The organism is Aestuariibaculum scopimerae (assembly GCF_059428085.1).
In genome coordinates this window covers 1231148-1250718 of record NZ_CM182089.1, presented here as the reverse complement: position 1 = coordinate 1250718, position 19571 = coordinate 1231148, and the positions used below count along the sequence as shown (strand labels likewise).

18 protein-coding genes are annotated in these 19571 nt (G+C 36.4%); 12 read left to right on the top strand and 6 right to left on the bottom strand.

All coding sequences use genetic code 11. The features are described 5' to 3' along the window. Positions 1–63 precede the first annotated feature (63 nt). The 9 genes from AC5SR4_RS05535 (at position 64) to AC5SR4_RS05495 (ending at position 8680) form a co-directional block, all read left to right on the top strand. Positions 64–963, top strand: a complete 900-nt coding sequence (locus tag AC5SR4_RS05535) for a helix-turn-helix transcriptional regulator (RefSeq protein WP_495358537.1) — start codon at positions 64–66, stop codon at positions 961–963. 42 nt (positions 964–1005) lie between these two features. Beyond that, a complete protein-coding gene (locus tag AC5SR4_RS05530) occupies positions 1006–1188 on the top strand; it encodes a hypothetical protein (protein ID WP_495358536.1) in 183 nt (60 codons plus the stop codon). A gap of 83 nt (positions 1189–1271) precedes the next feature. Then, positions 1272–1976 (top strand): ThuA domain-containing protein, encoded by a 705-nt coding sequence (locus AC5SR4_RS05525; protein WP_495358535.1) that lies wholly within the window; start codon positions 1272–1274, stop codon positions 1974–1976. A gap of 44 nt (positions 1977–2020) precedes the next feature. Next, positions 2021–3043, top strand: a complete 1023-nt coding sequence (gene hemH / locus AC5SR4_RS05520) for a ferrochelatase (protein WP_495358534.1) — start codon at positions 2021–2023, stop codon at positions 3041–3043. 8 nt (positions 3044–3051) lie between these two features. Beyond that, a complete protein-coding gene (locus AC5SR4_RS05515; RefSeq protein WP_495358533.1) occupies positions 3052–4422 on the top strand; it encodes an MATE family efflux transporter in 1371 nt (456 codons plus the stop codon). 4 nt (positions 4423–4426) lie between these two features. Beyond that, positions 4427–4975, top strand: a complete 549-nt coding sequence (locus AC5SR4_RS05510; RefSeq protein WP_495358532.1) for a CopD family protein — start codon at positions 4427–4429, stop codon at positions 4973–4975. A gap of 149 nt (positions 4976–5124) precedes the next feature. Next, complete coding sequence (locus AC5SR4_RS05505) at positions 5125–6582, top strand: sensor histidine kinase (RefSeq protein WP_495358531.1); 1458 nt, start codon at positions 5125–5127, stop codon at positions 6580–6582. Between the two features lie 32 nt (positions 6583–6614). Beyond that, on the top strand, positions 6615–7397 hold the full coding sequence (locus AC5SR4_RS05500) for an enoyl-CoA hydratase/isomerase family protein (protein WP_495358530.1): 783 nt from the start codon (positions 6615–6617) through the stop codon (positions 7395–7397). A gap of 209 nt (positions 7398–7606) precedes the next feature. Beyond that, positions 7607–8680, top strand: coding sequence for a PA0069 family radical SAM protein (locus AC5SR4_RS05495; RefSeq protein ID WP_495358529.1), 1074 nt, complete (start codon positions 7607–7609; stop codon positions 8678–8680). A gap of 87 nt (positions 8681–8767) precedes the next feature. Here AC5SR4_RS05495 and AC5SR4_RS05490 read toward each other — a convergent pair whose 3' ends face one another. Both AC5SR4_RS05490 and AC5SR4_RS05485 read right to left on the bottom strand, forming a co-directional pair. Continuing rightward, entirely contained in the window at positions 8768–9382 is a 615-nt protein-coding gene (locus AC5SR4_RS05490) for a hypothetical protein (protein WP_495358528.1), read from the bottom strand. A gap of 156 nt (positions 9383–9538) precedes the next feature. Further along, positions 9539–10129 (bottom strand): hypothetical protein, encoded by a 591-nt coding sequence (locus tag AC5SR4_RS05485; RefSeq protein WP_495358527.1) that lies wholly within the window; start codon positions 10127–10129, stop codon positions 9539–9541. A 221-nt stretch (positions 10130–10350) separates the two neighbouring features. On the opposite strand from AC5SR4_RS05485, the gene AC5SR4_RS05480 reads away from it, so the two are divergent. After that, positions 10351–11064, top strand: coding sequence for a DUF3298 and DUF4163 domain-containing protein (locus tag AC5SR4_RS05480; RefSeq protein WP_495358526.1), 714 nt, complete (start codon positions 10351–10353; stop codon positions 11062–11064). Between the two features lie 76 nt (positions 11065–11140). On the opposite strand, the gene AC5SR4_RS05475 is transcribed toward AC5SR4_RS05480, so the two are convergent. Continuing rightward, a complete protein-coding gene (locus tag AC5SR4_RS05475; RefSeq protein WP_495358525.1) occupies positions 11141–11599 on the bottom strand; it encodes a DinB family protein in 459 nt (152 codons plus the stop codon). 297 nt (positions 11600–11896) lie between these two features. Here AC5SR4_RS05475 and AC5SR4_RS05470 point away from each other — a divergent pair, with 297 nt between their 5' ends. Together AC5SR4_RS05470 and AC5SR4_RS05465 are read left to right on the top strand one after the other, a co-directional pair. Beyond that, positions 11897–12253, top strand: coding sequence for an arsenate reductase family protein (locus AC5SR4_RS05470; RefSeq protein ID WP_495358524.1), 357 nt, complete (start codon positions 11897–11899; stop codon positions 12251–12253). A gap of 860 nt (positions 12254–13113) precedes the next feature. Next, positions 13114–14286, top strand: coding sequence for a helix-turn-helix domain-containing protein (locus AC5SR4_RS05465; RefSeq protein ID WP_495358523.1), 1173 nt, complete (start codon positions 13114–13116; stop codon positions 14284–14286). Between the two features lie 196 nt (positions 14287–14482). Here the strand turns inward: AC5SR4_RS05465 and AC5SR4_RS05460 are convergent, their stop codons facing one another. From AC5SR4_RS05460 to AC5SR4_RS05450, 3 genes are all read right to left on the bottom strand, one after another. Continuing rightward, positions 14483–15952, bottom strand: a complete 1470-nt coding sequence (locus AC5SR4_RS05460; protein ID WP_495358522.1) for a pectate lyase family protein — start codon at positions 15950–15952, stop codon at positions 14483–14485. 102 nt (positions 15953–16054) lie between these two features. Beyond that, positions 16055–17731 carry a DUF4957 domain-containing protein gene (locus tag AC5SR4_RS05455; protein ID WP_495358521.1) on the bottom strand — a complete coding sequence of 559 codons (1677 nt, stop codon included), beginning with the start codon at positions 17729–17731 and terminating at the stop codon, positions 16055–16057. A gap of 15 nt (positions 17732–17746) precedes the next feature. After that, the gene (locus AC5SR4_RS05450) at positions 17747–19564 is read right to left on the bottom strand and encodes a RagB/SusD family nutrient uptake outer membrane protein (protein WP_495358520.1); all 1818 of its coding nucleotides are present in this window, start codon (positions 19562–19564) and stop codon (positions 17747–17749) included. Between the last annotated feature and the right edge of the window lie 7 nt (positions 19565–19571).

Here is a 19571-nt window from a genome sequence, read left to right as displayed (position 1 = left end):
TTTTTGCACATTATAATGCAGGTTCGGGGCAGTTTATTTAAAACGAATCTAAATAAAATACGAATGGAAGCCAAAGAAAACAACATAAAAAGTGTCGCTAAAAGTTCTTTTGAGGAAACACATGTAGATGATGGGTTTTTAGTGTTGGTCTTTAAAAATGATAAAAGTATCGCTCAAAGTATTGAGAAAGATATAGATAGCGATTACATTCAATTTCATTTTTGTGTAAAAGGATCCAGTAAGTTTATTTTTAATCAAGGAAGTTACACACTAAATATTCTAGAAGAGAATTCGTTATTGCTATACAATCCACAACGTGATTTGCCTATTAATTTATTGGTAGACCCCAATTCTTGGATCGTTTCCATACTAATATCCATAAAAAAGTTTCACGGCCTGTTTTCTCAAGAAGCCGATTATATCTCGTTTTTGAATGAAGATAATAAGGATAAAAAGTATTATAAGGATGGTATTATATCCCCATCTATGGCCATTGTTTTAAATCAGTTGATAAATTATAGCTTAAATAAGTCTATTAAAAACCTATATTTTAGAGGGAAAGCCTACGAATTGTTAAGTTTGTATTTTAATAGAAGTGAAGATGCTGATGTAGAACAATGCCCTTTTTTGGTTGATGAAACCAACGTGACAAAAATAAGAATGGCCAAAGATATTATTATTGCACGCATGGCTGAACCTCCAACCTTACAGGAACTAGCAGATGAAATAGGCTTAAACCTTAAAAAGCTTAAAGAAGGTTTTAAGCAAATTTATGGAGATTCGGTGTTCAGTTTTTTATTTGATTATAAAATGGAAGTCGCTAGAAAATTATTGGAGTCTGGTGAAAACAATGTCAATGAGGTCGGACTTAAAGTTGGTTACAGTACCGCTAGTCATTTTATAGCAGCTTTTAAAAAGAAATATGGGACCACACCTAAAAAATATGTTTTATCTTTAAGTTAGAATAGAGAATAGAGAATAGGAGAGAAACCCATACCAAAAAAAATGAAATACTTAACCCCAGAAATAGAAGCCTTATTAAAAAGCAATTACGCAAAATCATTGGTTTTGCCTACGGCATCTTGTGGTATTTTTCAAGATTGTGATTATACTGAGGCAAGACCTAAATTATATCACCAACAAAAATTAGAAACAAACAAAGAAAAAACAATAAAAATAAACAGATGAAACGCCCATAACAAATTATTTGACACACACGAGAATGATTATCTTGGCGTTCCATATGACCTCTAAAACAATAAAAAAAACAGATGAAATTCTTATTAATACTATTAATTACAAGTATAGCCCAGTTTGGTTATACCAAGGACAAAGTATTAGTATTTACAAAAACAGTAGAATTTAGGCATCAATCTATAGCAACTGGTGTAAAAATCATTACCGAGTTGGGTGTAGAAAACCAATTTGAAGTGATCCATACAGAGGATGCCCAAATATTTAACAAAAGGGACTTAAAACAATTCAGTTTAATTATTTTTCTCAATACAACTGGAGATATTTTAAATGTAGAGCAACAAAAAGCTTTTAGGACTTATATTGAAAAAGGTGGTAGTTTTATGGGAGTTCATTCGGCTGCTGATAGCGAACACGAATGGCCCTGGTACGGTAACTTGCTGGGGGCTTATTTTTTAAATCACCCCGAGAAATGCCAAGCAAGTATGGCTGTTATTGATAACACTCACCAAGCAACAAAACATTTATCAAAGCGATGGACCCGCTTTGACGAATGGTATAATTACAAGTCCATAAGCGAGAATATCAAGGTGTTGCTTACACTGGATGAATCGACCTATGAAGGAGGAAAGAATGGCGACTATCATCCCATTTCTTGGTACCAAGAATTTAAAGATGCTAGAGTATTTTATACTGGGATGGGACATACCGAAGCATCATATGTAGAACCAGAATTTAAGCAGCATCTATTAGGAGGCATCATATATTGTTTAAAACGATGATTAATTAAAACCTTGTAGGTTTTTAGAAATAAAATAGAAAATAAATGAAGGGAGTTTTACTAGTTAATCTAGGGTCGCCAGACAGTCCACAACCTAAAGATGTCAAAAAGTACCTAGGGGAGTTTTTAATGGACGAGCGCGTTATCGATGTGCCACTTTGGGCAAGAACCTTACTGGTTAAAGGTATTATCCTAAAAACGCGTCCAAAAGCATCGGCGGCGGCTTATAAAAAAATATGGTGGAAAGAAGGATCGCCGTTAATAGTCATTTCAGAACGCCTTCATAATAAAATTCAGCAACAAGTTAAAGTGCCAGTGGGGTTGGCCATGCGCTATGGAAGCATGAGCATTAAAAAAGGACTTCAGGAATTAGTAGACAAAGGCGTGGATGAGGTGTTGCTATTTCCCCTGTACCCTCAGTTTGCTATGGCAACAACCGAAACCATTTTGGTATTAGCAGAACGCATCCGCCAAGAACATTTTCCAAGCTTAAAAATAGAATCTGTACCTGCATTTTATAATAAACCTGATTATATAGAAGTGCTTTCAAAATCCATTAAAACCCATTTAGCAGATAAAACATATGAGCATCTATTGTTTTCATATCACGGTGTTCCAGAGCGTCATATAAAAAAGAGCGATGTTACAAAATCACATTGTAAAATAGATGGTGTTTGTTGTGTTACCCCTAGTGAAGCTCATACATTTTGTTATAGGCATCAATGTTTAGAAGTCACTAGGTTGGTGGCAGAGAAACTTCAATTAAAACCAGGTTCTTATTCTACCTCTTTTCAATCGCGTTTAGGGTTCGATCCTTGGTTACAGCCATATACCGATAGAACCATAGAACGTTTGGGTAAACAAGGCATTAAAAACATGGCCATTGTAACCCCGGCATTTGTTAGCGATTGTTTAGAAACTTTAGAGGAAATAGCTATGGAGGGCGCTGAAATATTCCATGAAATGGGAGGTTCTAATTTTACAACCGTTCCCTGTTTAAATGACGATGCCGAATGGGTAGCATTGCTGTCAAAATGGATTAACGAAAGGACATCTAATAAAAAATAAACGGCATAATGGCTAAAGTAACGTCTCAAGATCTAGGATCTAAACCTATAAGTAAGTTAATTATAAGGCAGGCAGTGCCAGCTTCTATAGGCATCCTAGTGATGTCGCTCAATATTTTAGTCGATACTATTTTTGTAGGACAATGGATAGGAGCTATTGCCATTGCGGCTATTAATGTAGTGCTGCCAGTATCGTTTTTTATTGCAGCTTTAGGTATGTCCATTGGTGTAGGAGGGTCTTCTATTATATCAAGAGCATTGGGAGCCAATGATAAAGATAAGGCTCTAAAAACATTCGGAAACCAAATTACTCTAACCCTATTGCTAACTGTTACCATGGTGGTTTTTGGGCTTTGGTATATTGACGGGATTATTCCAACTTTTGGAGGGAAAGGCGCTATTTTCGATCCTGCTAAAATTTATTATAGAATTGTACTTTATGGTGTGCCCATTTTAGCTTTGAGTATGATGGGCAATACGGTTATTAGAGCTGAAGGTAAACCAAAGTTTGCCATGTACGCCATGATGATCCCTTCGGTAAGTAACCTGCTTTTAGACTATATTTTTATTAATCTATTGGGTTATGGTATGGAAGGCGCTGCTTGGGCTACAACTATTTCGTACGGGCTTTGTTTTGTGTTTATCCTTTGGTTTTTTATGTCTAAGCATTCCGAGTTAAAAATAAGTTTTTCCCATTTTGGGTTAAGTTTGGGCATAGTAAAGGAAATAAGTGCACTTGGTTTTGTAACCTTGGCACGACAAGCCGTAGTGAGTATCACCTATTTGTTTATGAACAATATTCTGTTTCATTTGGGAGGCGAAATTTCTGTTACGGCTTATGCCATTGTGGGCAGAATGCTCATGTTTGCCATGTTTCCAGTATTGGGAATTACCCAAGGGTTTTTACCAATTGCAGGGTTTAATTATGGTGCTAAAAATTACAGTAGGGTACGCGAAACTATTAATACCTCTATAAAATATGCATCTTTGTTGGCAACCATGGTATTTTTGGTGTTAATGCTTTTTCCAGACCTTATCACTAAAATGTTCACCAATAATGCCGATGTTTTAGACCAAACCCCAAGTGCCATGCGTTGGGTGTTTGCTGCAACACCCATTATAGCCATTCAGCTTATAGGAGCAGCTTATTTTCAAGCTGTAGGCAAGGCCATACCAGCTTTATTGTTAACCTTAACTAGGCAAGGCTTTTTCTTTATTCCATTTATTTTGATTCTTCCTAAGTTTTATGGCGAGTTGGGCGTTTGGATATCATTTCCCATTTCAGATATCTTGTCTACTCTGGTAACGGCCTATTTTTTAAATAGAGAAATAATTAAGACCTTAAAGCCTAAAAGTAAGGCACTAGATACAATTTCTTAAGCTTATGGAATATTATAATTATATAAAATCGTTTCATCTCATTTTCGTAATCACTTGGTTTGCCGGGCTGTTTTACATACCACGCTTATTCGTTTACCAAATAGAGGCCTTCCATAAGCCATCACCTGAAAAAGAGATTTTAGGTAAACAGTTAAAACTTATGGCCAAGCGGCTGTGGTATATTATAACATGGCCTTCGGCTTTATTGGCCACCATTTTTGCCATTTGGTTATTGGTTTTGCAGCCGTATTGGTTGCAACAACCCTGGATGCACGTTAAACTGGCTTTTGTAGTGGTTTTGATAATATACCATTTAAAAACCCATCAGTATTACAAACAATTGCAAAACGATGTCGTAAAAAAATCGTCAAGCTTTATGCGTATCTGGAACGAAGGAGCTACCTTTATTCTGTTTGCAGTGGTATTTTTAGTGATCTTAAAAAGTGCCATTAATTGGGTTTGGGGTCTTGTAGGGATGCTTGTTTTGGGAGTGTTGATTATGTTAGGATTTAAAATATATAAAAACATAAGAGCGAAGAATCCTAATGCATAGACCTATGTCAGTCTGAGCGCAGTCGAAGACCTTAGCTGGTTGTAGTTTTCTTAGTATCTCGGCAATGCCTGATGTGACAATGAAAGATTAACTTTATTTTGGTTCAATTATTGTTATCTTTAAGCCAATAAAATAAATACACGCACCCATTGAAACTTAAAAAACTTTCTTTGCGAACACGCATCTTTTTAGCCATGATTCTGTTGGTGCTATTTGGGTCTGTACTTATTTCGGCAGTGGCAATCTATCAATATAAAGAGCAAAGTGCGGACTATCACGAAGGCCGTTTAGAGCGAAAAGAGCATAATATCCAAACACATTTAAAGGCTGTTTTAAACGGCAGGCAAAATACCTGGGAAGTTAAAACAGAAAACATTCCATTGATCTTCAAAGAAGAAATTTACAATATAGCCAACATCCATAAATTACAGATTAACCTTTACGATTTAGAGGGCTCCTTATTAATTTCTTCCAAAGCAGGTATCCAAACGCATATGGCAGATACCTGTCTGAATGCTGAGGTTTTAAATGCAATTTCAAACACTGCCCAGCATATGTACGTAGATAAGCATAAGGAAAATGGTGAAACTTTTCAATCGTCTTATACCTATCTTACAGACCAAAAATCTAAGGCCATAGCAATATTAAATTTACCGTATTTAGAGAAAGACGATTTTTTAACCAACGAGCTTTTGGAGTTTTTACAGCGTATTGCTTATGCATTTGCCTTGGTATTAATCATGGCCATAGGTATTGCCTTTTTACTTTCAAAATATATTACTAAGTCCTTAAAAGCTATTAGCGACAAGATTAATACCACCCGATTAGAAAAACGCAATGAGAAAATTGTTGTTAACGATACCAGTGAAGAAATTACCACGTTGGTAAACTCCTATAACAGCATGATTGACGAGTTGGAAGAGAGTGCCATACAATTGGCAAGGAGTGAGCGAGAGCAAGCTTGGCGGGAAATGGCCAAGCAAGTGGCACATGAAATTAAAAACCCTTTAACGCCCATGCGTTTAACGGTACAAAACTTTCAACGTAAGTTTAATCCAGAAGACGAAAACATCCACTCCAAACTTGATGAGTACAGTAAAACCCTTATACAACAAATAGATACTATGAGTTCCATTGCTGCAGCTTTTTCAAATTTTGCAAAGATGCCAGCCCAGCAAAATGAAACTTTGAATGTGGTCAATATAGTAAGGCTCGCTCTAGATATATTTAATGAAGACTATATCGTTTTTATGCCGCAACATGAAGAGCTTATAGCTAAGTTTGATAGAACACAGCTTATTAGGGTCGTTACCAATTTAGTAAAAAATGGCATTCAGGCAACTCCAAGCGATCGGGAGCCAAAAATCGTTATCTATGTTGGCGAAGAAAATAACCAAGTGGTTATAACGATTTCTGATAATGGTTCGGGTGTTTCAGAAGAAAACATAGATAAGGTTTTCGAACCTAAGTTTACCACTAAAACAAGTGGTATGGGACTGGGGTTGGCCATGGTAAAAAATATTGTGGAAACTTACAAAGGAACCATTACTTTTACATCTAAGAAACACGTAGGGACCGTTTTTAAAGTAACCTTCCCAAAAGCATAATTTGTTTAAGTAACTAACTAAAAAAATAGGCCATGAGTTATAATAATATTATAGTAAAAGAAAAAAACGGCATAGCAACCATTACCATAAACCGTCCAAAAAAGTTAAATGCACTAAATATAGAAACCATTCAAGAACTACACAATGCATTTAAGGAGGCCAATGATAAAACAAACGTTAAAGTCATTATTATTACCGGAAGTGGAGAAAAAGCCTTTGTAGCTGGTGCAGATATTAGAGAGTTTGCCGATTTCTCTGTAAAAGAAGGCACGCATTTGGCATCCAAAGGGCAAACATTGTTGTTTGATTTTGTTGAGAACCTATCAACCCCTGTTATTGCAGCCATAAATGGTTTTGCTCTGGGCGGCGGATTGGAATTGGCCATGGCAAGTCATTTTAGAGTTGCAAGTAATAATGCTAAAATGGGATTGCCCGAAGTGTCTTTGGGAGTTATCCCAGGTTATGGCGGCACCCAACGTTTGCCACAACTTATAGGTAAAGGGCGAGCTATGGAACTTATAATGACTGCCAATATGATTACCGCCGAACAGGCTTTAAGCTATGGCTTGGTCAATCACGTTACTACCCAAGAGGATTTATTGCCACGATGCGAGCAGATAGCTACTAAGATAAGTCAAAATTCTTCGGTTGCCATTAGTGCTGCCATTAAAGCCATCAATGCCAATTTTAAAGAAGGGACTAACGGATTTAAGATAGAAATAGATGCCTTTGGTAGAAGCTTTGGTACGCAAGATTTTAAAGAGGGTACCGCTGCATTTTTAGAAAAGCGTAAAGCTAATTTCCCTTCAAAATAAAAATAGGCAAGTTTTTATCTGCTGTTTCCAATTTGTTAACAATCCATTTCTGTTTTAACAGTTAGGGCATGGTATAATTATTAACTTTATATGCTTTGTCATTTCGACAGAGCGAGGTACGAGCGACGAGAAATCTCAATGAGAGCTATTTATAAGATGTTTCTCGTTACTTGAAATGATACCCCAGTTTAACTAAATAATATCAAATAATGAACTCCGAGTCTACAATAAAAGGGCGGGGAGCCCAACTAAATGTGCCCAATCGCTTCTTTGAATTAAGCCATGAAATGCGTGACGATTTTCTGGAATATTGCCAGAAGGAAGGCGAAGTAAGTGATAAAAACAAAACCCTTTACCTAGATGTTTTTCCAAAAACCATTGTAAATAAAGTAGACAGTGTTGATGTTGGTATGATTTACTCCATGAATCCTTACCAGGGTTGCGAGCATGGATGTATTTATTGTTATGCTCGCAATAGTCATGAGTATTGGGGGTATAGTGCTGGGTTGGATTTTGAGCGCCGTATTATGATAAAAAGAGATGCGCCTAAGTTGTTGGAAGCCTTTATAAAGAAAAAAACATGGAAAGCGCATACCATTGTCATGTCTGGTAATACAGATTGTTACCAACCTGCCGAAAAACAATTTGAAATAACACGCCAATGTTTAGAGGTGTTCTTAAAATATAAACACCCCGTTGGTATTATTACCAAAAATGCTTTAATACTAAGGGATTTAGATATTTTGAAAGCCTTGGCCAAAGAGGATTTAATAGGGGTACATGTATCTATAGCCTCTTTGTCTGAAAGTACCCGTCGCGTTTTAGAGCCCAGAACGGCAACAATTAAAAGGCGTCTTGAAACCGTTAAAACCCTTAGCGAGCATGGTATTCCCGTTAACGTTATGTTGGCACCCATTATTCCATCTATAAATAGCCATGAAATATTGTCCCTTGCTAAAGCCGCTTCAAGCCACGGCGCTGTATCTATTGCCCATACTATCGTTAGGCTAAATGGTGCTATAGGTGCCATTTTTACCGATTGGATAAAAAAAACCATGCCCGATAAAGCCGAAAAAGTGTTGCATCAAATAGAAAGTTGCCACGGCGGACAATTAAACGACAGCCGTTTTGGCACTCGCATGCATGGTGAAGGCAAAATAGCCGAACAAATCAATAACCTTGTGGCATTGGCCCGGAATAAATACTTTAAAAATAAAGGCATGCCTAGGTTAAACACGTCCTTGCATGAAACGTATAAGGATGGACAAATGCGTTTGTTTTAGACTTGTCTAGGGTGTTAAACCCAGTAGATCAAAAAAAAAGGAGGCCGTAAGACCTCCTTCTTAAATTCAACTAAATTAAGATTAAAACTATTTGCTAATTTCTTCGGTAAAAGTTTTGCCCTCTGTTTTATAAACTAGGGTATAAGTTCCTCTATCTAAACCTTCTAGTCTGTAAATTCTATTAATATTCTTAACGTTTGTAATTTCTTCAGAATAAATAAGCTCAGAGTTGCTGTTTAAACCATCGCTATTAAAGAAAATATCAACTTTTAAAGGTTTTTTGTTTAAGGAAAGCTTAGAAACAAGTACCATATTACCTTTTACTCTAGTAACGGGTTTATAAATGGTTGTTTCCATGGCTTTGTTAAGAACCGAAACACCTCCATCTACAGTAAAAGGTATTACTTTAATTTCTACATCTTTTTCTAATTCAAAGAAATATTCACCGTCAGGTAAGGCAGATAAATCAAATCCTTTGGTATATACCCCTGTTTTTTGAATAACTTCTTTATATAGAACAATATTATTATCATCTTTAATTGATAGTAGGTTACCGGCCTTTACATCGCTTAAAGTGATTAGGGTTCTGTTTGCATCATCTTTTGTAGTAAAAAATGGTGCTTCATTTGCGAAACTCAACAAGGCAGCAAACATGGCTACCATCAAGAATCCTTTTTTTGTTTTGTTAATTGCTTTTTTCATGATTTGGAATTTAATAACGTTCAACATTTCAAAGTTAATAAGAAATGTTTTTACGTAAAACATTGATTTTGATGCATTTATGTGCTAAATTATCATAAAAAAAGAGTGAGCCACCACAGCTCACTCTTTACCAACTAAACTAAATAAGACATTAAACTAATTATTAATGAATTTCGTGAACTCCTTATTATTAGAGTTTAATACAATTCTATAGCTACCTTTTTCTAGCTTGTATACTTTTTTAATAGTTTGTACACCTTCAATTTTTTCAGAATACAGTAAATCGTATTCACTGTTGTTATCGGTATATATTTTAATACCTAGAGCTTCTTTTTCTGGAGCAAATTTTGAAATAAACAACATACCGCCCTTAAGTCTCACATAAGGCTTAAAGCTTACGGTTTCTTTTTCTTTAAGATAAAGTACTTGGTTAGCACTTACTGTAAAAGGAATGGTTTTTATTTGAAGGTCTTTATCAACTTCAAAAAAGTAATTACCATCGGGTAGGGCGGTTAAATCAAAGCCTCTTTTATAGGTACCGGTAGATTTTATCAATTCTTTGTAAAGTATAGCGCCATTGTAATCTTTAATGTATAATACATCTCCTGCTTTAACATGGTCTATAGTTAATGACGTTTTGTTAAAGGCATCTTTAACTATGGTCATTTCATTTGCGTTACTTAATGTAGTAGCAAATATGGCTACTAGTAAAATACTTTTTTTAAGGGTTTTAATTGTGTTTTTCATGATTTGGATTTTTATAACGTTCAACACTACAAAGGTATGGTGGAATGGCAGTATACAAAACATCAGATTTGACTAATTTGTGTGCTATTTTATCAGTTAATTTAATGTTAAATCATTGTTAAGTTAATATAGCATATATAACGGTTAAATTTTTATAGAAATTGATACTTTGTGGTTTAAATACAATACCTATATTTAGTGTTAGTTAACTTAATGGACTTATGATTTACAAAAAATACCTTTTTATACTTTATGCTTTTTTTACTTTATGTGCTTGCGAGGATGATTTAAAAACAACTTTTACAACGGTAAATGTTACTACAGATAATAATACCCTTGTTACGGTAAACATTCCGCAGGCCCAAGGAGATAAAGCTATAGCTAATGCCATCAACTCTAAAATAGATACGCTTGTAACCATAGCTTTGCAGATTGGAGATCCAGATACAACAACTTCTAAATCTATTAAGGAAAGTATTTCGAACTTTAATGAGGCGTATCAAGATTTTGTGTTGGAGTTTCCAGAGGTATCACAGCCCTGGGAAGCACAAATAGATGGGGAGGTGCTGTACCAGTCTCCTGAAGTCATTAGTCTTTCTTTAACTACTTACCTAAATACGGGTGGTGCACACGGACGCTTGTATATTGCTTTGTTGAATTTTGATGCTGAAACAGGGCAGCCTATTATGAATGAAGCGCTTTTTACGGATATGGAAGCTTTTAAAGCTTTAGCGAAAACGTATTTTGATAAGGCTATTACGGATAAAAACACACTTTTTGATCCAAAGGTCTTTAGCTTACCTGCTAATATGGCTTATACTTATGAGGGTATTGTGTTGTTGTACAATACTTATGAAATTGCGCCTTATGCTACGGGTATTATACAGTTTACTATACCTTTGGAGCAAGTGCAACCTTTTTTGATTTACGATTAACGATTTTTTGCTCACTGTTGCAGATGTGAGTTTATAAACAACGATTAAGAACTTTTTGAACAACTAACCAAATATGTTACAGGGCGCGTATTAAGGCCATCACGTAGCCAGTATGCAAGCCTTCATGAAATAGAGTAAATTGAAGGGCTTCATCTATATTGGTTAGGGTATTCCCAGTGGTGGAAACGGTATACTCTTGAAACGTTTTAAAAACACCTGCTTTGTAATCTGCCTGCATTTGTTCTATGGTACTATTTAGTAAGGCTTTAATCTCATCTACTTGTGCTTGGGTTACCTGACCTTTTGGTTTGGTGCCCTTTCGGTAGTTGTTTATCAAGTCTTCGCTTACCATCATGGGTAAGCCTGATAGGTTATAGATTAGTAATTGTTGGGTAACTACTATATGTCCTATATTCCATATAATATTGTTATTAAAGCCTACGGGTACGGTGTTTAATGTTTTTAAGGATTCTGTTTCTATTACTTTTTTGAAAAAGGCTCTAGATTTGGGGAGTACATCTAATGTAAAATGCATGGTGTATAATTTTTTGTAAAGATAGTTTTTTTTGGGATTTACGATTGCTTACTGTTGCGGGGAATTGATTAAGAATTCAGAATTATGGATTTAGGATTGTGAGTTTGGACTCGGTTGCTAGGGTAAAGGTGGGGGGAGGGGAGTTGGGAATGCCTCGATTGTGTGTGATGGAATAATGATTAACCAACCAAACAACAAACAACTAACCAGTAATTTGCTTACTGCTGTGGGGTTGGTGAAATTAGTAATCTAGAAACCTAGATACTTTGTATCTTTGACTTTTTGAAATATTAAGGAATGAAAAAAGTATATTATTTAAAGACCTGTAGTACTTGCTCCAGAATTTTAAAGGATTTAAAATTGCCTTCAAGTTTTGTGTTGCAGGATATTAAAACGGAACCTATTACTGTTAAGCAATTGGATGCTATGAAGGCTATGGCGGGCAGTTATGAGGTTTTGTTTAGTAAGCGCTCTAAGCTTTATAAGGAAATGGATTTAAAAAACCAAGATTTAACTGAGCGAGACTACAAGTATTATATACTGGAGCACTATACGTTTTTAAGTAGACCGGTTATTATTGTTGATGACGCTATTTTTATAGGTAATTCTGCAAAGGTGGTAGCTGCGGCTAAGGAAGTGGTTACTGCTTTGTAACTGTTTTATAAAGAACACGGCACGCTATTAGCGTGCCGTGCAACTTAAACTCAAAATATTGCTTTGCCGAGTGACTAATTCAAACAAAAGTGAATAACTAGCATGTGGTTTTTGGTTATATCTGTTAGCTATTGCATATTTTGATATTTTAAAGGGGGTTGTTATTATGGGTTTGCATTTTGTAGCAAATGCGGCTATTAGGTTCTTAGATCAATCATATTTAAAAATGTGCAACCCCCTATTTTGTTTTATCTGTATTTTATTTGTTTAATTAATGTTTACTGTTTTAATGTTTAGAGGGAATTAAAAGCATTGTATTTTTTTGACTCAAAACTTTTTAACTAAACAATATAAAAGACTCAGCTTTTAACCCCTCTAAATAAATTAAGATATCGAAATTGAAAACTATAGAATTAACTTCTATAACCTCTCATACTACTAAGACGTTTAAAAACCCAAATACCCCTATTAACGAAATGTTAAAGTTTGATTTTCTTTAAAAAATTCAAGTAATTAATTCAATATGCAATAAGCGTGTTATTGAATGATGTAATCAGAATAGAAAGAAATAATTAAAAAAAGAAAGCCACTCTGTTACAAGTGGCTTTACAAATCTAACCCCTCCTGTTTTTATTAAAGGTTTTTTTTGATAATAATAGCAATTTACCGAAATCAATGGGTTAGATTAGATATAGGTATCTATAAAAATAAAGAAGCTTTTTGAAAGGTGTTAAGGGGTTTGTTGGTTTTATTAAAAAGCAGTAAGAATTTTAAAGAAATAGTAACTATTATAATTGCTGTTTGATATTTTAATGTACATTTAACAAAGAAATCAAGTTTTTTTATAGTAGAAAAACCATATGCTCCCATTTTTTATAGACTTAGCATTAATATTGATTGGTGTTTTGGGCTTATTTGTAATAGCACTCATGTTGTTTTCTTACCGGTCTAATATTTTTGTAAATATTTTTTTGGTTGTTATTTTTGTACTGTGCTCTATTAGAAGCATTTTAATTGGTCTATTGCATATATGGCAAACTGATTTGGTGTTTAGTCCTAAGTTTATTTCGCCCATATACCTTGTTGTGATTCCTGGATTGTACTTGTACTTTAAGTATTTAATACATGATTATAAGCGCCTTTATAAAAGGGCGCTGCTACACCTTATTTTTCCTGCACTTAATTTGCTTTTAAATGTTGGACAAACTTATATACCGGGTTTAAGAACGCCTACTATTGAAAACCTGCGCTTTGCCAGTATTGTGGTTTTTATTGCTACCTACTCGGTACTGTCTTTTTATATGCTATATACGAAATTGTGGAAGCACCGAACCAATCGGTCGGTAGAAAAGCGACATTATCTACTTATTAAAAACTGGACGATCTTTATTTTTACGATATCGGTATTGCTGTATTTGCGTATTATTTATGCGTTGTATACTGAAAGGCTTTCGGATGAATTGTTTCAGGCGCACAAGTATTCGTTTTTGGTAATTATACCCTGGGTGATTGTATATGGTAAGATACTGGTAAATCCAGAGATTTTATATGGCTATCCTAAATTAAAGACCCGTGTTGCCAATATTGAAAGCCAATTGAGCATTAGTGACCATGTGTGGGTGTTTGATGCCATACATATTACGAATGCACAGGATAAAAGGTTAAGCAACAAAATTAAAAACAGGGTGCTGCCCTATATACGCGATATAGAAGGTTTTATATACCGTGAGCAACCTTTTAGGAACAAGAAGTTTACGTTTCCTGATTTTGCTAAAGCTATTAATATACCTAATAGCCATTTGTACTATATTTTTAAATACCATGCTGTTATGACGTTTGTGGAGTACAAAAACTATTGCCGCATTAAGGATGCTATCCAGCTTATTAATGAGGGATACCTGGATAGCTTAACCCTGGAGGGTTTGGCCGGTAAGGTGGGCTTTAGCTCTTATAATTCATTTTTTACGGCTTTTAAGAGGCAAACCAATTTAAGTCCTAAGGAATACTTGCCTTCACTGGCTGTTAGCCATTAGCTTTTAGCTGTTAGCCATTAGCTGTTGGCCTTTAGCTAATAGCTAGAAGCCAACAGCGCCAGAGGCTAAACAAAAAAAGCAGCCTCTAAATATGAAAAAAGAGACTGCTCACCAAACAAACTAAGGTTCTTCAAATAATATATTTGAAGACTAAAAAATAGGAGGCTTACTGTTTTAAAACAGATCGCTTATCCTATTATTTCTGATTTTCGGTAATGGTTTTTACGAGACTATTTATATAGACTTCTATATTTTCATAGCCCGTGCTTAAATCATGTCCGTTTGGATTATTATCTGTTATTTTTAATTTCATTGCTGTTTTCCAGTCGTCGGGCATGCCATCACCAGAGGTATCTGTTGGAGCTGTTTCTGAATTTAATTCGGGCCAGCCCCCAACATCGCTTTGCGAATCGATAATACCTTTTGTGCTGCCGTTGGAGCCTTCAAAGCTGTACGATTTGTTTTTTACATTATCTACAATACGAGCATCAACAGCATCACGCTTTAAGGAAGCACCCCCATAGTTCAACACTTTTTCATAGGCTACAACAGCGGTATGGGTGGTTACATTATTGTTGATGTTATGTGGTGTTGCCAGGCGCATGGCTGTTTTATCTGCTTCTGAAACGGTTCCGTAACTACCGTGAAATTGGTTGTAAACCCCGTAGGTCCAATTATCTTCGGTAACTTGTGTACGGCCTTCTACATAATTGCCATCTATAAAGAATTTGCCCCAGATATCATATACCTCGGTACCTTCTACTTTATTTTTATCTATGGATATAATACGATCTGTTTTGGTGGTTGCGGGACCGGGTTTGTAATAGCAGTTTACTATATTAACGTTCATGGCCTCGCCACCGTAAGCACTGTTGCCCTGCCAATTGTAAACCACATTGTTTCTTAAGTCTACCAAATCGGTAAGTGCAAATGCCGATCCTGCTGCTTCTCCTAAGCGCGGATTTCTACTATCGTGATGTGCCAGTAGGTTATGATGAAAGGAGGCATTTTTACCACCCCAAATACCACCGTAACCATGAGCCCCTTTATCGTGTACCGAGTTGCGTAAACTTTCGGTGATAAAGCACCATTGCAATGTGGTATTCTCGTTATTGTAAATAGACACGGTTTCGTCGGTAGACCAACTCATGGAACAATGATCGATAATGATGTTTTTATGAAATCGGCTTTCAATGGCATCGCCTTCCTGTAAAGCGACATCGCCCATTCTAAATCGCATGTATCTAATAATAACATTATCGGCGTTAATGACCACGGAATAATCTTTTAAGCAAATACCATCACCAGGCGCTGTTTGTCCTGCTATGGTAACATTGCCGTTGGTTATTTTTAAAGTGGATTTTAAGGCGATGGTGCCTGATACTTTAAATAAAATGTAACGTGCCCCTGATGTGTTTATGGCAGCCCTTAGACTTCCTGAACCACTATCGTTTAGGTTGGTTACAAATAGCACCTTGCCTCCACGGCCACCTGTTGCCTGCATGCCAAAGCCTTCGGCACCGGGGAAAGCAAAAGCTTCCTCTTCAACAACTACCGGTTTTTCTTCTTCTGGTTCTGGTGCTTCTGTGGTGTCGTTATTTTGTGAAGGGCTACTGCATGAAATGAAAAACAGCACAAGGAGTATTGTTTTAAAATATAATGTCATGTCTTTTTAGTTTAGACTAAAAAGTGGATACCTTAAAGTTTGGTCACTTTTGGGATATCCACTTTAATAGATTGAAAAAAAGTTAAGTAAAAAAAATCCTTATTACAGTTTAGATCGCCATCTTGGGTCGCCTGCGGTATATTGACCTATAAAGTTTGAATCTAAAAAGTTAAAATTGTTATTTTCTGGATCAACCCATAGCCCGTCTTGCGAACTTCCAGCATTACCTACTGGAATATCGGCAAGTTCTTTGCCTGAGACAAAGGTGAAATCGGTTGTGGTGTACGTATTTTGTACGGTAAAATTTGTTTCACCCAATCCGCCACTTTCGGTCCCTACAACAGCGAGTTCTTCAACAGGTTTTTCGCCAGTTGGGTCCCAGTTATGACCAAAGATGGTATTGGTAATCGTAATACCGTTTGCTACTTGATTATTACCATCACCACCTCTATAACGGAAAATGGTATTGATATTGGCAAAGGTACAACCATCAATCTCGATGGATTGTGACGCATTTCTGGATTGAATACCCATTTGTACTTTGTTGAACGTACTATTAATAAACTTAATATTATTAACCGTTGCTGTTGGTGGATCTCCAGGGTTGGTGTCGCAGGTAAGCAATCCGTAGCCACCAATACTGTCTATTACAGAGTTTCTAATCTCATAGGTTTCTACCAGGGCATTGGTACCCCTTAACCTAAAAATACCACGAAAGGTTCCTATTTCACAATTATCAAAAAATAGATGGTTTACATTGGTATCCCCACTGGAAGGGTTAAATACGTAATCGCCTCCATAGTTTTCGCCTCTAAGCTCTAAGTCTATAAAACGAATGTGATCGATATTAGAACCAGAAGCAATGTTCCAGTTTCCGGTGGTGTACAATCTGGCTTTTTGTTCACCAAACCCATACGCAGCCCTAATGGTTATAGACTTGTTGAGTGGGGTAGACGGTAAGTCGTAAAACACCCCACGTTTTACCAATACGGTAGCACCATCGGGTGCAGAAGCTACAGCATTTTCTACAGCTCCTGGATCTTCATCGCCCCTTAGGTCTATTAAATTAGCCACGGTAGTATAATCCAGCTCAGCAACCAATGTGGTGTAGTTTACCCAACCTCTTAGTTCGGTACCACTATAAATGGCTATTTGGTATTGGGTATCTGGATCTAGACCATTTACAAAAGCTTCACCAGCCAAAAACTCTTCTGGTGTTACAGGAGTTTCTGGAAATAGGGGTGTTTGCAACCTTAAATCGGTCGGTGCAAACACTTTCATACTTGTTATGGCATCGCCTATGGGATCCCAGGTTACTCTAGCAGAAACATCAATAACATCATATGGTGCCGGTAAGTTAAGAATGGATGGGAACCGTTCGGTTCTTACTCCTCCTAAATCAGACGGCTTACTATCGTATTGCGGATCGGCCTCATGTGCCGTTGCTCTAATTTGATAAAGGGTATTCCAAAATAGTTCTTCTCCTACGGTTGCTTCGTTTACACGAACGTAGTTGGTATCGGTTTCAATAGTGTACTCAATGGTGTTAAAGGTGTCTCTGCTAACTTCAACGGTATAGCCTGTTGCACCTTTTAATTTACCCATGTTTACTATAATGGTATTGCCTTCAGCAAATAAATTTTCGTTAAGAACCGGGCGAAACAACCTTGTTTTCTCAAGAGTTTCATTATCATCTTTATCGCAGGCGTTAAATAGGGTAACGAGCAAGCCTAAAAACAATACCGTTCTAATATTAAAAACATTATTATTATTCTTCATGTCTGTGTTTAATTTTTAGTTAGCAAATTGGTAACCATTATTGTCTAATGTTCCTTGACTATTATCAATAGCGGTTACTGGTATTGGGAATATGTATCTAACAACGCCAGGCTTAGGACCATTAACATAATTCTCATAATCATTCAAAATCCATTCTTGGTAGGTTGTTGTATCATTGTGTAACCCAATTAAAAAGGATTGCCTAATCCACGTATCATCTGGTGCAGCGGCCACTTTGGTATCTGGATTTAGAACGGCAAAGTTACCATCGTCATCTGTTTTCCAGTACATATAATCGGGTCCGGTGCCAGTTCCAGCAAAAGCTTTGTCGGCCAACTCTTTTAATCCATCTAACATTTCCTGAATTTTCTCGGAATAGATGCCCCAGCGTATCAACTCATATTTACGAATCATTTCACCACCAAATTCCCAAGCGCGTTCATCTACAATAGCATTAAAGAAGGCTTGTTTAGACACCGAAATTTGTGCCATATAGTTATCTACTTTAGTGCTCCAATCGGCAGGATCAAAGGCTCTTTGGCGTACACGTTTAAAAGCGTTTTGTGCTTCAGCAGTTGGGCCGTTCAATTCATTTTCAGCCTCAGCATACATTAACAGCACATCAGCATAGCGCATCATTACCCAGTTAATCCCGGTGCCTTTAGCAGATTCCCGTCCTGGAGGTTCTGGTAATAAACGTCGGTTCCATTTCCCCTGCGAGATACTACCAATACCAACATGTGCTAAGGTGTCTTCTGTCGTTACCCTAAACAACCCACAGGTTACTTCACGTCTTATATCTTTACTGTCAAAAGACATGTAGTAGGTAGCTGGCATAGACATATAGTTGCCACCAGATCCGTAAGCATGTTTAGCATCGGTGCCACCATCTACACGAATGCCAATATTCCAACCCACATCGCCACCCCCTTTTGCAAAGGGTACTTCAAATAAAATCTCTTCATTTATAGTGGTTATAAATAGGTTTTGGTTTAAGAATATTTGTCTGAAATCGGTTGGTAATTCCCGATCTTTTAAATCGATTAATTTTTTAGAGTATTCTTTAGCAATAGCATAGTAATCTAGATAATCACTATCTCTAACCATGGTTAGATCGGGCTTTAAATAGTACCCGCCTCTTTGCAAAGCCAAACGTGCAATCATCCCCAGCGTGTATTCACGGTTTACTTGTTCTATCCCGTAAGGTAATTGGTCTGCCCATTGCATATTGGCCTCAACATTAATCAACGCTTGTATTTCTTTAGTAAGAATTTCGTTTCTATTTGTTTTAGGAATAAAGAATTCTCCTCCTGCTACGGGTGCTTCGGTTACATAAGGCACATCGCCAAAATAATAGGCTAGCATGCTATACCAATAGGCCCTTAAAGTGTAGGCCTCGCCCAATAGTTGATTGAATGTATTCTTTATTGAAACATCTGGATTATCTAGATTCCCACTAGCCGTAATACCTTTTATAGCTATATTGGCATCTCTAATAGATCTATAGGCATAGGTCCAAACAATGTTTAAATCATTGTTTGAGTTTGTAGCGTTTAAATTCCAGATTTCACGTCTACCGTTATCGAATTCGCTATTATGGTAACCTATTTCAATATCGGTATTCCCCGTCATGTTATTTGATAATCGAGACCTAAAAGCATCTTGATTAAAATAGGAGTAAATAGCATTTACACCATTTCTGGCATCATCAACATTAGAATATATATAGTCTAAATCGAATGTAGAAATGGAATCGGGTTCTAAAAAGTCTTTATCGCATGATGTCGCTATGAAGAACATAGGAACAACAGCTAGTAAATATTTAAGTTTCATATCAATT